General features: G+C 34.9%; 16 protein-coding genes. 7 read left to right on the forward strand and 9 right to left on the reverse strand.

The genetic code is table 11. From position 1 onward, the window contains the following. Positions 1 to 6: 6 nt before the first annotated feature. Positions 7 to 345, forward strand: a complete 339-nt coding sequence (locus ABD792_RS16045) for a DUF2853 family protein (protein ID WP_345007381.1) — start codon at positions 7 to 9, stop codon at positions 343 to 345. A gap of 90 nt (positions 346 to 435) precedes the next feature. Here the strand turns inward: ABD792_RS16045 and ABD792_RS16050 are convergent, their stop codons facing one another. Then, positions 436 to 1,905, reverse strand: coding sequence for a TonB-dependent receptor (locus tag ABD792_RS16050; protein ID WP_345007382.1), 1,470 nt, complete (start codon positions 1,903 to 1,905; stop codon positions 436 to 438). Between the two features lie 93 nt (positions 1,906 to 1,998). Here ABD792_RS16050 and ABD792_RS16055 point away from each other — a divergent pair, with 93 nt between their 5' ends. Beyond that, entirely contained in the window at positions 1,999 to 2,760 is a 762-nt protein-coding gene (locus ABD792_RS16055) for an MBL fold metallo-hydrolase (protein ID WP_345007383.1), read from the forward strand. 26 nt (positions 2,761 to 2,786) lie between these two features. Beyond that, a complete protein-coding gene (locus ABD792_RS16060) occupies positions 2,787 to 3,287 on the forward strand; it encodes a hydrolase (protein WP_345007384.1) in 501 nt (166 codons plus the stop codon). A gap of 4 nt (positions 3,288 to 3,291) precedes the next feature. Here the strand turns inward: ABD792_RS16060 and ABD792_RS16065 are convergent, their stop codons facing one another. Continuing rightward, the gene (locus ABD792_RS16065) at positions 3,292 to 3,660 is read right to left on the reverse strand and encodes a DNA topoisomerase IV (RefSeq protein WP_345007385.1); all 369 of its coding nucleotides are present in this window, start codon (positions 3,658 to 3,660) and stop codon (positions 3,292 to 3,294) included. An 81-nt stretch (positions 3,661 to 3,741) separates the two neighbouring features. After that, positions 3,742 to 4,113 carry a helix-turn-helix domain-containing protein gene (locus ABD792_RS16070; RefSeq protein WP_345007386.1) on the reverse strand — a complete coding sequence of 124 codons (372 nt, stop codon included), beginning with the start codon at positions 4,111 to 4,113 and terminating at the stop codon, positions 3,742 to 3,744. A gap of 293 nt (positions 4,114 to 4,406) precedes the next feature. On the opposite strand from ABD792_RS16070, the gene ABD792_RS16075 reads away from it, so the two are divergent. Together ABD792_RS16075 and ABD792_RS16080 are read left to right on the forward strand one after the other, a co-directional pair. Next, a complete protein-coding gene (locus ABD792_RS16075) occupies positions 4,407 to 5,561 on the forward strand; it encodes a M14 family zinc carboxypeptidase (RefSeq protein ID WP_345007387.1) in 1,155 nt (384 codons plus the stop codon). A 70-nt stretch (positions 5,562 to 5,631) separates the two neighbouring features. Continuing rightward, complete coding sequence (locus ABD792_RS16080) at positions 5,632 to 6,111, forward strand: Lrp/AsnC family transcriptional regulator (RefSeq protein WP_199115414.1); 480 nt, start codon at positions 5,632 to 5,634, stop codon at positions 6,109 to 6,111. 155 nt (positions 6,112 to 6,266) lie between these two features. Here the strand turns inward: ABD792_RS16080 and ABD792_RS16085 are convergent, their stop codons facing one another. Both ABD792_RS16085 and aroB read right to left on the reverse strand, forming a co-directional pair. Next, on the reverse strand, positions 6,267 to 6,575 hold the full coding sequence (locus ABD792_RS16085) for a hypothetical protein (RefSeq protein ID WP_345007388.1): 309 nt from the start codon (positions 6,573 to 6,575) through the stop codon (positions 6,267 to 6,269). Positions 6,576 to 6,667: 92 nt separating this feature from the next. Beyond that, positions 6,668 to 7,735: a 3-dehydroquinate synthase gene (aroB, locus tag ABD792_RS16090; RefSeq protein WP_345007389.1), complete on the reverse strand. Its 1,068-nt coding sequence runs from the start codon at positions 7,733 to 7,735 to the stop codon at positions 6,668 to 6,670. A gap of 97 nt (positions 7,736 to 7,832) precedes the next feature. On the opposite strand from aroB, the gene ABD792_RS16095 reads away from it, so the two are divergent. Further along, entirely contained in the window at positions 7,833 to 9,008 is a 1,176-nt protein-coding gene (locus ABD792_RS16095; protein ID WP_345007390.1) for a proline dehydrogenase family protein, read from the forward strand. A 41-nt stretch (positions 9,009 to 9,049) separates the two neighbouring features. Here the strand turns inward: ABD792_RS16095 and ABD792_RS16100 are convergent, their stop codons facing one another. Next, positions 9,050 to 9,421 (reverse strand): hypothetical protein, encoded by a 372-nt coding sequence (locus ABD792_RS16100; RefSeq protein WP_345007391.1) that lies wholly within the window; start codon positions 9,419 to 9,421, stop codon positions 9,050 to 9,052. A 61-nt stretch (positions 9,422 to 9,482) separates the two neighbouring features. Further along, positions 9,483 to 10,682 carry an alanine dehydrogenase gene (locus ABD792_RS16105; protein WP_345007392.1) on the reverse strand — a complete coding sequence of 400 codons (1,200 nt, stop codon included), beginning with the start codon at positions 10,680 to 10,682 and terminating at the stop codon, positions 9,483 to 9,485. Between the two features lie 257 nt (positions 10,683 to 10,939). On the opposite strand from ABD792_RS16105, the gene ABD792_RS16110 reads away from it, so the two are divergent. Next, positions 10,940 to 13,372, forward strand: coding sequence for a TonB-dependent receptor domain-containing protein (locus ABD792_RS16110; protein ID WP_345007393.1), 2,433 nt, complete (start codon positions 10,940 to 10,942; stop codon positions 13,370 to 13,372). On the opposite strand, the gene ABD792_RS16115 is transcribed toward ABD792_RS16110, so the two are convergent. Together ABD792_RS16115 and tsaE are read right to left on the reverse strand one after the other, a co-directional pair. Then, positions 13,369 to 13,917 (reverse strand): hypothetical protein, encoded by a 549-nt coding sequence (locus ABD792_RS16115; protein ID WP_345007394.1) that lies wholly within the window; start codon positions 13,915 to 13,917, stop codon positions 13,369 to 13,371. The genes ABD792_RS16110 and ABD792_RS16115 overlap by 4 nt on opposite strands. A 242-nt stretch (positions 13,918 to 14,159) precedes the next feature. Continuing rightward, the gene (gene tsaE / locus ABD792_RS16120; protein WP_345007395.1) at positions 14,160 to 14,612 is read right to left on the reverse strand and encodes a tRNA (adenosine(37)-N6)-threonylcarbamoyltransferase complex ATPase subunit type 1 TsaE; all 453 of its coding nucleotides are present in this window, start codon (positions 14,610 to 14,612) and stop codon (positions 14,160 to 14,162) included. Positions 14,613 to 14,626: the final 14 nt, after the last annotated feature.

Below are 14,626 nucleotides of genomic sequence, written 5' to 3' on the forward strand. Positions count from 1 at the left end.
TTTATCATGAACAAACGAGATGAACTTATAGCTAAGTATGTAATTGAGCTAAAAGACAAATTTAATATTGATGCGGACATGGAGCTGTTAGCCAAGATAACTGTAGGATGTGGTCCGTCGATTTATAATGCAGATGCTTCGACTGTTTCTAGTTCTGACGAATCAGAATTGGATAGAGTAAAAACCAATTTTTTAATTAAAAAGTTAGGTCTAGACGATAATGAGGAACTGGATCAAGCTATAGCTTCTGTCATGGAAAAGTACGGAAAGACGAATCGAAGTAAGTATAGGGTGGTTGTTTATTATTTGTTAACCAAGTATTTTAGCAAAGAATCCGTTTACTAAAGTAAAAAAGTTGTCTAAAACACCTATTTAACTAGTATTTTAGACAACCTATTTTCTCTGCGGAACTTTTAGAATAGTCGGTTCTTTTGATTATTTTATCTTTTTGCGTGTTTTTAAAGTTAAAGGCTTACGCGTGTAACCAAACAAGCGGTAATCTTTTATAAGGTCTGCTGTTCCTTCGGGAACCATATCTTCCCAACCATGATCTCCTTCATTTATCATTTGTAAAATTTGCCTAGAGAAAATATTCATAATGCTTGAATCATACTCTTTAATATCGGATACTTTACCGTTGTACTTAAAGAATTTGTACAATTCTTTCATTCTAGGGTATACCTTTAAGTTCTCACTGTTTATTAGCTCTCCAGTGTCAGGATTTAGCATAGGGTAAAGGTAAACCTTTAAATCCTTGAAGAATAACTTACCAAAGGCTTCAAGAATACCTCCACTTAAGTGTCTGTAATATTTTTCATCAAAAATATCTACCAGATTACTAACTCCCATCGCAAGTCCCATTCTTGCTTTGGTGTATTTAGAGAAATATTCTACAACTTTATAATATTCCTGGAAGTTGGAAATCATAACCGATTGTCCTAATGAACATAGTAAATCGGCTCTGTCGATAAAATCCTGTTCATCAATCTCGCCTTCAGCTCTTAAATTAGACAGTGTTATTTCAAAAACAACAATAGTATTCTTAGGGTTGACCCTGTTTTCTTTGATAAACATATCGTATGACTTCTCATACATCTCCATATTAACTTTTGTAACAGGCCTAAAGCTGCCGCGCAGTGCCAAAACATTCTTTTTATAGAAAACTTTGGCAGGAAGCACATTGGTGCCGTCTGGTCCAAACATTACGGCGTCGGTCATGCCATTTTTAACCAACTGCAAACTCATTAAGCGATTGTCCACATTTTTAAATACAGGGCCAGAGAAGTTTATGGTGTCTATTTCCAGTTGGTCTTTGTCTAGGTGATCGTACAAATAACGCAATAATTTTTTTGGCTCGTTGTACTTATAGAAGGCTCCATATATTAAATTAGTCCCTAAAACACCTAGTGTTTCTTGTTGTAGCCTAGCATCGGTTTCTTTAAAGCGTACGTGTAAAATGATTTCGTTATACCCTTTGTTTTCTTCAACCTGATATTTAATACCTACCCAACCATGACCTTTGTACTGCTTAGCGAAATCTATCGTGGCAACGGTATTGGCATAGGTAAAAAATATTTTGTTTGGGTGCTTGTCTCTTGTAATGCGCTGTTCCATGAGTTCCATTTCATGGGTAAGCATTTTTCTTAAACGAGCTTCGGTAACATAACGTCCATCATCTTCAGCTCCATAAATAGCGTCACTAAAATCCTTGTCGTATGCAGACATTGCCTTTGCTATGGTTCCAGAAGCACCTCCAGCCCTAAAAAAATGCCTGGCTGTTTCCTGTCCTGCACCAATTTCGGCAAAAGTTCCGTAGATGTTTTCGTTTAAATTTATACGTAAGGCCTTTGATTTCAATGAAGGAACATCATCAAATTCTTTATCGCCTTTTATGGTAATTTCCATATCATTTTATAGGTTATATCTTATGCTTACAAAGGTATTAAATAAGATAGGTAAAATAAAAAATAAGCTTATTTTTGTCTAAAATTAACGTTTTTGAAAGTAACTTTTCTCGGTACAGGCACATCTCAAGGCATTCCAATAATAGGCAGTAAGCACCCCGTGTGTCTTAGCGACAACCCTAAAGACAAGCGATTACGTGTTTCTGTTCTTATTGAATGGGGCAATGTATCGTATGTTGTAGACTGTGGCCCGGATTTTAGGCAACAAATGTTGCGAGCTAATGTAGAAAGGTTGGACGGAATTTTACTTACACACGAGCATACCGATCATGTTATTGGCTTAGACGATATAAGGCCTTTTTATTTTAGGCAAGGCGATGTTCCGATATATGGACATGAGAGAGTGTTAGGTGAATTAAAAAAGCGTTTTGAATACATTTTCACGACAGAAGATAAATACCCGGGAGCACCCTCTGTGAAAACAAACATAATCAAGAACGCGCCCTTTGAGTTAAGTGGTTTAGAGGTTGTGCCTATTAATGGCATGCACAATAAGTTGCAGGTGTTTGGGTTTAGGTTTGGGGATTTTGCATATTTAACCGATATGAAAACCGTGTCGGACAAAGAGGTTGAAAAAATTAAAAACATAAAAGTATTGGTTGTTAACGCACTCCGGATTGAACCGCACATTGCGCATTTTAATCTAGAAGAAGCCTTGCGGTTTATTGAAAGAGTACGGCCTGAAAAAGCTTATATTACCCATATAAGTCATTTGTTGGGTTTCCATGACGAAGTGGAGGAGACATTGCCTAAAGATGTGTATTTGGCTTATGATGGCCTTCAGTTAACATTATAGAGTAAATCATTAAATTATTGATTGTGATGAAACAGAAGATTTTTATATACCTATTCGTTTTTTCCATATTGCTGGTGCTGTTCCAGTATGTAAATGCCAAGCGTGTTTTTGAGGATTTAAATGGTAGGCTTGAAAGTAATAAAGCAAAGCTTGAAAAGTACAAGGACTCTATTGCTGTAATGCAAGATGATATTTTAACGCTGTCTCATTTTAATTTAGATAGAAATGAAGACGCCATAAGTTATTTTGAGGCAGACGGGTATAACGTAAGTGAGTTGATGCCGTTTATAAAGGATGAACTTTATAAGTTAAACGAAGTGAAAGGTGAGCACCCAATTGTCCCATATGCTGCAAGTGAAGGTCGAAAAATGCTCATAAATACCGTTAAGCTATTAAATCATAAGTGGATTATTGCCGATTTCTCTGATGGACAGTATTGGGGAGAGCTATTCTTGACTTATGAAATCACTAAAGAAAAAGAGCTTAAGTTTGAGCTTGTTGAATCGTTTTTATACCCTTTTTATTAGCTAATTAATCAGCTCTGTAGGCTGTTCCTTTCTGTTTGATGACCTCTCCAACATACGAATACTCGTATGTATAAGAGGAATCCGTTGTTGTTAGTATTTTTAAATGGATGTCTTTCTGTTCTGCCATATTCTTGGGATTAATGGTTTTAAATACAACCTCGCAGTCATTTATCCATCTTAACTGGGCGGAATCTATTTTGTTGTTGTAAGTTTCTATTTGGAGTACTTCTGTTCTTTTAAATTTAGATTTATACAAAACACCATCTATGGTAACTTCGCTATAAAACGTGCCAGTTTTGTAATCAACACAATTGCGGCTTGTCTGGTAGCATGCACAAAGGCTTAAAAAAAAGGGAAGGATCAAGAGCCTCATAAAAAAAGTTTTAGCAAAACTACTAAAGAATTATGGATTTGTAGTTGAAAAAACCGTCCAAAACACTACCTGTTGATATGTTTAGCCTTCATAGCTTTTAAAGCTGCCATCAGAATAAAAGACAACAATGCGCTCAATGGATTTGCTTTTTTGTGTATGAACATTTGGATCTTTCTCCTTGGGGTTGACTGGAGACTCGTTTGCTTCAAAAGCATTCGGTTTATTAGTGGAAGGGAAGGAGCCCTTGCCGTTTAGTAGCCAATAAATTTCTACTTCAGGAAAAGCAGAAAGAACCTTTAAAACAAACTCAAGACTGGGTTTGTTTCTGCCGGATAATATATGTGAAATACTTGAGCGTTGAACGCCTACCTTTTCCGCAAAGGAGGAAGCCGATTCACCGTAATATTCCATGATATATTGAAGTCTTTTAGCGAATGCTTCATTGTTTACCATTGTAAAAACATAGTTAGAGATTTGCTGTTTACAAATGTAGTAAATAATATGTTGGTTACTGAATTGTGTGCTAAAAAGATTAAAATTATTTAAATTTATAATTTATATTAATGACTCTAATAAGCTGATAATAAATTTATTATGATTTTACTCTTCTTGCTGTTTGTTTTCCTTTGCATTGGTCTTTGTTTTTATAATAGAAGTTGTAAACAATTGTAAACAAATCAATAAAATCTTTATGTATACAATTGTAAAAGTGTAATTGTTTACATTTGTGCGGTAAAATAATTTTGATGAAAGTAGAAGAAATTAAGTCTCTATTCCAGGGGCAAAAAGAACACACATTAACACATAGATATGTTACTAATAGTCATATAGTACATTTGCTAGATGATTTAAAAAAACATGTGGATGTGGAAGTAATTGGAACATCTGTTTTAAACGATAGTATTTGGGGATTGAAAATTGGCACTGGCAATAAAAGGATATTAATGTGGTCTCAAATGCATGGTAACGAATCAACAACAACAAAGGCAATATTTGATTTATTGAATACATTCGTCAATGTTTCCAGTTTAAATTATATTCTAGAAGCATGCACATTATATATTATCCCTATCTTAAATCCAGATGGAGCCAAGGTTTATACACGTATTAATGCCAATGAGGTCGATTTAAATAGAGATGCTCAGTTGTTGTCCCAGCCCGAGAGTTTGGTTTTAAAGCAGGCTTTTGAGGCCTTCAAGCCTCATTTTTGCTATAATCTACATGGGCAACGGACTATTTTTAGTGCGGGAAAGACAAACAAGCCTGCTACTGTTTCGTTTTTAGCGCCCGCACAGGATAAAGATTGTACAATTACAGCTAATAGAAAAGTTGCTATGGAAGTTATTGGGGTTATGAACGGAGCCTTGCAACAGCTTATACCTAATCAAATAGGGGTTTACGACGACGCTTTTAATTTAAATTGCGTTGGTGATACCTTTCAGAGTAAAAATGTGCCGACCATTTTGTTCGAAGCTGGTCATTTTCATAATGATTATGAAAGAGAGCATACGCGGGAATACATTTATATTTCTTTGTTGAGTTCTCTTGATTATATAGCGAAACATAATGTTGATGGTAGTAATTATAAGTCCTACTTGGATATTCCTGAAAATGAAAAATGTTTTTTAGATATTATTATAAGAAATGTGAACTTAGGAACTGAAACAGAAGAAACTATTGCTGATGTAGGTGTATTGTATCAGGAAAAATTGGTGGATAGCAAAGTAGAATTTATACCAAAAATTGAATCTATTGGTAATTTGGATGGTTTTTTTGGGCATAAAGAGTTAAATGCAAATCGATTGCAGGTATTGGGAGCAGATGGTCAGTCGTTAAAAACGGGAGACGAAAACGTTTTCGTAATTATGAAAAATGAAAAAATCTCATTATTATTGGGATAAAGGGCATCATTTGTCCGTAATTTTTAATAAAAATATACTATTTTTGATTTTTATTTAAGAATAGTTAATTATGGGGAAAATAAAATTAGACGAAATCGACCACCAAATTCTTGATATGTTAATCGACAACACAAGAATTCCTTTTACGGATATTGCAAAAAAACTATTGATCTCGGCCGGAACGGTTCATGTTAGGGTGAAAAAGATGGAGGAATCCGGTATTATTAGAGGTTCGTCCCTAACTTTAGACTATAAAAAACTGGGGTATTCGTTCATTGCCTATGTAGGCGTATTTTTGAATAATACATCACAAACAAAGTTTGTTTTAGAGCGCGTTAACGAAATACCTTTTGTTACGGTTGCACATATTACAACAGGGAAATTCAATATCTTTTGTAAAATTAGGGCTAAAAGTACTGAGCATGCTAAGGAGGTTATTTTTATGCTAGATGATATTGAAGGGGTTTACAGGACAGAGACCATGATTTCTCTAGAAGAGAGCATAAATGATAAAAAACGATTGATGCACTCTATTTTTAATGAAATGTAATTCTTAAGAAGAAAGATTCTAATAGCAAAAGTCCTCACCAATGCATATGCAAAAATGTATTGGTGAGGACTTTTCTTTTAGCATAACTACCTCAGAACATTCACGCGAGGCTAGGCTTAGGGCATTTAAAAATCGATTATTGAGTAAAAATTATACTATTCCTCTTCGTCTTTTAAAATTTCTGAAGAAATTATGGGCTCGCCAGTATCAACCACAACATTTCCCAAATCATTAACTTCAACGTTGTCTTTGTCAAAATTAGTCATCGTATAATGAAGTTTACTGCTCACTTTTACTAAATAAATAGCTTCGTTAGTTCTTATTTCTACCGCTTCAATGGTTTGGTTGTGATGGTCGTCAAACTTTATAATATCGTCATCCCCATAGCCGTCTGGAAATTTTTCTGTTAGAAGTTTCAGTACTTCAGGGGTTAGCTTTTTGTAATCAACAATAATTCTCTTCATAGTTAAAAAAATTTTTGGTTGACATTAAACTAATTCTATTCTGAGAGAAATAGCAACTTCTATAAATTTACAAATTATTTTGAATTTAAAAGTTAACTCGCATAAAATTTGAAGGCTTCTAAAATAATTTTGTCTTCTACTAGGCAATCAATCTTAGGTTTCCCGATGGCTTCCAGAAGGACAAAGTTTATGTTGCCGTGATAGTTCTTTTTATCGTACTTGAGCAAATCCATTATTTGAGGGTAGTCATTCTCTGTTATTTCAACGTGTCCGTAATGTCCTTTTAGGATGTTTTTAATCTCTAATGTGGTTTCCTTTGGGAAACCTGTTAGTTCTGTTGAAATATAGCTGGCTAACACCATCCCAATAACAATGGCTTCTCCGTGTAATAAGGTTGTCTTGTCCGGATTGCTTAAAAAATAAGATTCTATAGCGTGACCCAGGGTGTGACCATAATTCAAGGTCTTTCTTAGTCCACTTTCAAAAGGGTCGATATCAACAACATGTTTTTTTATGAGTACCGATTCATAAATAAGCTCGTCTAAATCATCTAAAGTCAATTTCGATAAATCCTTGAACTTATTCCAATACGATACATTGTTAATTAGTCCATGCTTTAACATTTCGGCAAGACCAGAGCGCATTTGGTTTTGTGGTAAAGTACTTAAAAATTGAGTATCAATAAGTACTATGTCTGGTGTGCTAATAACACCAATTTGGTTTTTTAAATGACCAAGGTCAACGCCAGTTTTGCCTCCAACAGATGCGTCTACCATTGCTAGTAATGACGTAGGCACATTAATATAGGCTATTCCTCTTTTAAATGTTGATGCTACAAAACCGCCAAGGTCGGTAATAACACCGCCACCAATATTTATAAGCAAGCTCTTCCTGTCTGCATCAAGCTCAGAAAGTGTATTCCAAACCCCTACGCACGTATCTATAGTTTTATGTTCTTCGCCAGCTTCGATTTCAATGATCTCTATGGCTGTGTCTGTTTCTAATTTGGATAAAAAATAAGGCAAGCAATTTTCATGTGTGTTCTCGTCAACCAAAATAAAGATTTTAGAAAAGTTGTTCTCTTTAAGGTGTTGGTTTATAGAGGGGAAACAAGCGTCGTTAAAGTGAATTATCCCGTTGTTTGCTGTAATAGAATCCATAAAATAATTGCTTTTTTTTTAAGGCTGTGAAATTAAGGAGAATTTTATATAAATGGTAACTTAGGATAATTATATTTGCGAAAATTTTTCATTTATAATGCGTACAGATCGAATATTTGATAATACAGAAATTGCGTTCTCCTTAAAAAGTGATTCTGAGTTAGAACGTGCATATTATTTATTTAAAATGATTTCTATAGAGCCTTTGGTGCGTATTGGAACCAAAGCTACTAATTTGGCTATTAAGGCCAAGTTACCTGTTGATGGATTGATACGTTCTACGGTTTTCGATCATTTTTGTGGAGGGGTTAGCGAAGAAGATTGTTTGCCCGTGATTGAAAAAATGTACGATAAAGGTGTTAGCTCTGTTTTAGATTATTCAGTAGAAGGGAAGGAAGTTGAGAATGAGTTTGACGCTGCTTTGGATATAACACTTAAAATTATTGATTTTTCAAAATCTATCGATGCTATGCCAATTGCTGTGTTTAAACCAACAGGATTTGGCAGGTTTTATTTATATGAAAAACTAGGTAGAGGAGAAACGCTTACAGATAAAGAGCAGGCCGAATGGGGCAAAGTAGTAGATCGTTTTGATTTAGTGTGTAAAAAGGCCAAAGAAAATAATATAGCTGTTTTAATTGATGCAGAGGAGAGCTGGATGCAAGATGCAGCCGACGATCTGGTGACGGCCATGATGAAAAAATACAATACCGAAAAACCGGTTGTTTTCAATACCTTACAGATGTACAGGCACGATAGGTTTGCGTTTTTAAAACAACAACATGCAGAAGCCAAAAAAGAAGGTTACTATTTGGGGTATAAATTGGTTCGTGGTGCCTATATGGAAAAAGAGAACGAACGTGCCGAGGAAAAAGGTTATGTGTCCCCGATTTGTGTTAATAAAGAGGCTACCGATGTTAATTTCAATAAAGCAGTAATGTATATGCTCGATAATATAGAGGATATGTCTCTATTTGCTGGGACCCATAACGAAGAAAGCTCGTACTTGTTAATGGATATTATGCAGGAAAAAGGACTTAAAGCCAATGACGACCGTATTTGGTTTGGTCAGCTTTACGGAATGAGTGACCATATAAGTTTTAATTTGGCAAAAAGAGGCTACAATGTCGCTAAGTACATTCCGTTTGGTCCTGTAAAAGATGTTATGCCCTACCTTATAAGAAGAGCGGAAGAAAACACTTCTGTGGCCGGACAAACGGGGCGGGAACTCATGTTGTTGTCTAAAGAGAGAAAACGAAGAAAAAAACGATAGTTTTTTCTTGAAAAGCCTCAAGTTTATAGTAAGCAAATAACTTATTTTTTAGCAAAGTTTATTACGGTAGCTATACTGTCGCAATTCTCAACCGTTAAAACAATATCATTTTCATTATAAAGCCCCTGTACAATATAAGTTGCACAGGGTTTTTTGTGCGTTTCACTTTTTGAAAAATCGATGTCGCCTTGTTTTAATATGTAGCGAATACCTGTAGAATCAACAGTCTTGTCTGTAATGGCTCTTTGAATATCGTCACTAAACAATATCTTTTTGGAATTGATATTTTTTATCACCCTTGCCTGGGGACCATAACTACAAGAAACTTTTTTACCATTTAAGAAGAAGGCCAAAACGATCAATCCTATGGAAAACCCTCCCAGATAATATCCAATGCGTTGTAATAAAGTCATATAAAAATGTAAAAACTTTTAATTGAAGCGGCTAATGAACGCATAATAGCATAGAGGATTGTTAAAATACGAGCAAATTAATGTCGCTGTAATTTAAATCGAACCATTCACCAACCGATTTACTGGTTAAAATACCGTGGTAAAAATACAACCCATTTTTTAAACCTCTATCAAATCTCAGAGAATTTTCTATACCACCTTCTTCCGCTATTTTCAATAAGTAAGGCGTAAAAATATTACTTATTGATATGGAAGCTGTACGGGAATACCTTGCAAGAATATTGGGGACGCAATAATGGATAACATCATGTTTAATAAACGTTGGATTTTTATGGGTTGTTACCTCACTGGTTTCAAAGCAACCACCCATATCTATACTCACGTCAATTACAATGGCCCTTTTCTTCATGTTTTGGACCATCTCTTCAGAAACGATAATAGGTGACCTGTTTTTGCCCCGCACCGCACCAATAACCACATCACAACGTTTAAGTGCCTTTGTTAGGTTTTTTGGTTGTATGGTAGATGTAAAAAGTGGGCGACCCAAGTTTGTTTGAATGCGTCTCAGTTTGGTAATCGAATTGTCAAATATTTTTACGTTCGCTCCCAGACCCAATGAACTTCTGGCGGCAAATTCGCCAACTGTCCCTGCACCAATGATAACGACTTCGGCTGGTGGCACACCGCTTATGTTCCCAAACATTAACCCATTACCTTCATTGTTTCCCGATAGTAACTCTGCTGCGATTAAAACAGATGCCGTTCCTGCTATTTCGCTTAAGGAGCGTACGGCAGGGTAGGTGCCATCGGCATCACGGATGAACTCAAAGGCCAGGGCAGTAATGCGCTTAGCCGCTAAAACTTCGAAATACTTTTTCGTTTGTGTTTTTAATTGAAGTGCCGATATGAGTATGGCTTGCGGATTGATAAGTTTTATTTGTTCTAAACTGGGAGGTTCCACTTTAAGTATCATAGGACAGGCAAATACCTTGGCCGTGTCCTTGGTTATTTCTGCGCCAGCTTCGCTATAATCCTTGTCACTAAAGCTCGCTCCAAGCCCTGCGCCAGATTCCACTAAAACCCTGTGCCCGTTACTAACAAGTGCAGATACGGCATCTGGTGTTAGGCATACGCGTTTTTCCTGAAAGGCCGTTTCCTTTGGAATGCCAATAAAAAGTTCACCTTTATGCTTAAATACTTCAAGGGTTTCTTCTTGCGGAATTAATTGCTGCTTGGTAAAGGGAGAAATGGCTTTGGACATGTTTTTAATTGGTTTAAAAAATTAAATTACAAATAATTTTCTTATTGCTAAGCAATTTCTAAAATAATCATTAAAGTTTTTAGGCTCATAATTTATTTGTAAAAATCACAGTCATGCAAAAGATTGACCTAAGACCGCTACGCTTTTATATTTAAGAAATTAGATTGGTTGTAAAAACTTTAAAGGTGATAGGTTTTACAAGAAACAGTTTAGATAAATAAATTAATTATTTTAAGTTTGTAGAGATATAAAAATGTATGGCCTCTAAACTAACAACTTTCCTCTTGTTTTTATGTTCCCTTTCGAGTGTTGCACAAGATTTTGTGATATCTGGCCGTGTTCTGGATCAAGATAATAAGGTGGTGGCCTATGCCAACGTTGTGTTGTTAAATGCAAAGGATTCATTGGCTGTTGGAGGCGCTACCACTGATGAAAATGGTGATTTTAAGCTGGAAAGGGTCAAGCCCAATGCTTATGTTTTAAAGATTAGTTTTTTAGGTTTTGAATCTTATGAAACCGCTATCGACCTAAAAGAAAACACAAGTATTGGTACTGTTGTTTTAAAGGAGGCTAACCAGACACTCGATGGTGTGGTGGTGGTTGCAAAACGCCCAACCGTAAAACGCATGGTTGATCGTTTGGTGTTTAGTGTTGAGAATTCTACTTTGTCCAATTCCAATGTTTTGGACGTTTTAAAACACACACCGGGCGTTTTGGTGCATGACGATAAAATAACCGTAAAAAACACCTTGCCAACCGTTTATATAAACGACAGGAAGGTGCATTTGTCTATAGAAGAAGTACAGCAGCTTTTAGAGGGCACTTCGGCTACCAATGTAAAATCTGTGGAGGTTATTACCAATCCGCCAGCCAAGTACGAAGCAGAAGGCGGTGCTGTGCTTAATATTGTTACGAGCAAGAATATTATAGCTGGCTATAATGGTAGTGTTTTTGGAAATTACAAGCAAGGACATGAGTATCCCAAATACAGCTTTGGTACAAGCCATTTTTTTAAGAGTAAAAAAATTAACACTTATATAAATTATAATATTAATCCACGAAAAGATTTTAGGGAGGTTAGTGAGCACATTAATTTTATGGATAATAATGCCATAACCTCCAAATGGGAATCCGATTCCGAGGAACGAAGCAAGTCTGCCAACCAGAACATCAATGCCAATATCGATTATGAATTAAGCAAGCGAGATGCCTTAAGCTTTGCAGCAAATGTATTGATTGAACCAAGGGAAAATACAAAAAAGGGTGTTAATTCTACAACTAAAGTGTTTGATGCAAATAAAAACTTGGATTCTATATTCAACACGTTTAACAATTCTGTAAAAGAAACCTTTAACTTGGCCTTCACCTTAGATTATATTCATAAGTTTAAAAGACAAGGAGAAAAACTATCGGCCAGTATACATAATACGCATTATGATAATTCAGGATTCCAAGATGTAAGTACGGGATATTTTTTTCCTGATAATGAAACACCGTTTAGGAGAAATAAGTTTCAAACCTTTACGAGCCAACATATACATTTATCAACAGGGCAATTGGATTACGAGCTACCAAGCCATGCTAACAATACTTTATTTGAGGCTGGTGCAAAAGTCTCTAAGATAAGCTCCGATAATATTTTAACGCAGTATGTTTTTGTAAATGATGTTAAGGAAGAGGATTTAGAGAACTCAGACAATTTTTTGTATGATGAAACAAATTACGCTTCCTATGTCAGCTTTTCAAAGGATTGGAATTCATGGAGCTTAAAGTCTGGCCTACGAGTTGAGCATACAAGTATTAGTGGCAATTCGTTATCTACAGCACAGATAAATAAGACCAATTACACTAAATTTTTTCCATCATTGCATCTGTTGCACAAACTAAATGATAAGGATGCATTGTATTTTAATTATAATCGCCGTATTTATCGCCCTAGGTATGCTCAGCTAAACCCTTTTAAATTCTTTTTAAACGATAATGCCTATATAAGTGGAGATCCTAATTTAAAACCACAGATAGACGATTCATTTACCTTGGGATATACTATAAATAAAAAATATACATTTGAATTGTATTATCGATATGAAAACAACCCTACCATCCAAATAGTATTCCAAGATAATGCCGACAAAATATTGAAGTATATCAATACTAATATTGATAAGAGTATCTCATATGGTTTAGACTTTACTACTTATGCTCCGATTGTACCTCGATGGAATTTGTATACGTTACTCTCTGCTTTTTATTATGACAACCAGTTTTTTGCATTAGAAAGTAGTAACCAATTAGAGCGAAATAGTAAATGGTCTTTCTACTCACAGGTAAATAATTATTTTGAGCTGCTAAAAGATAAAAGTCTATTATTGGATATTACTTATCTGCACATCTCTCCAATAGCGGATGGGCCGACGGTTATAAGTTCCAGATCTGGTTTAAGTATAAATCTTAAAAAAACATTTTGGACAAATAAAGCCTCCATAAACTTAGGTTATCAAGATCTTTTTAACGGACAAAACTTTTCTACAACCACAAGATACTTGAATCAGGATATAAAATTAAATTCTAGAAGAGAGAATAGGTTATTTGTTCTAGGTTTTAATTATAATTTCGGGAACACCAGTTTAAAAAATAATGAAAAAGTTATCAGCACAGTTGAGCGAGAAAGACTAGTAAAAAATGATTAAAAATATTGTTTAATTGTCTCCCAAAAGTTTTTCGGAGACAATTTAAATTCTTCTTCGAGTTCTTCTAAGGTTTTGTTGGCTTCATTAATTTTATTGAATATTCTAGCTCTTATTAAATAAATAGAAGGTATCATAACAGCCATTACAGGTAGTAAGTAAAATATTTGATTTACCTCGGTGAATCTTAGGTCGTCATTAAATATTTCTATTATCTGATATAAATACATTGCTATTGGAACTAGTATTATATGATACCACCAATGTCTACAAGTAAACATCCAGACTAATAATAATAAAAGAGGGATAATTTTACCAAGTAAAGTCCAAGTAAGAACTTGAATGTCTTCGTAGTAGTTGCTTGTATAAACACCAAAAAAAGTGTCCCAACTTTTAGTAGCCGGAACACTTTCCCATACTGTAGATACATAAGGGGTAACTGCTATTAAAGTCGCAATTACACTTCCTATTACCAGCTCTTTCTTATTAACGTTCTTGGCCTGGTATTTTAACTTTCGTTTTGTCGATTTTGACTGTTGTTGCTCCATCTAAGTTATAAGCGTTAACTGCCTGAGCTGTAAACAACACTCCTCCGAATATCGCGATTGCGATTAAATACTTTTTGGTTTTCATTTTAATAAGGGATTTAATTAATTAATTACCCAAATGTAACTAAAGCGTATTTTGAAGTTTGCGGTTAAATGTTAAAATTATGTTAAAAACAATGATTTTTTTATTTTACGCTACGGTATTACCGTAAAACTTCAATTTTCGAGGATTTTTGTGTTATTTATATGTGCTCAACATGTGTTTCGGTTAAACGTTTCTTTAAATTCAATTTCAAGGTTCGTGACTGATCCGGGTTCAATTCCAATTCAATTTTGTCATATGCTTCCAGAACAATCATTTCAATTTTTTCCGGCCATTCTATAATCGACCAATCATTTGAAAACAAATAATCTTCTATTCCAAAATTATAAGCCTCTTCTAAGTCCTTTATTCTATACAAATCAAAATGGTATATCAACGTGTTATCTGTTTCATACTCATTAACTATAGAAAAGGTAGGGCTGCTTACTTCGTCGTTACTGCCCAAAGCCTTAGCTAAGGCTTTTATAAGTGTGGTTTTACCAACCCCCATTTCTCCATATAATAATAATGTCTTTGATGTAACACGCTTTAAGAGTGTTTTTGCGACATCGTTAACATCATCTAAGCTGTAATTAATTTCCAAATATTTCAATTTTTTATACAATA

This window comes from Snuella lapsa (genome assembly GCF_039539345.1).
Taxonomy (GTDB): Bacteria; Bacteroidota; Bacteroidia; order Flavobacteriales; family Flavobacteriaceae; genus Snuella; species Snuella lapsa.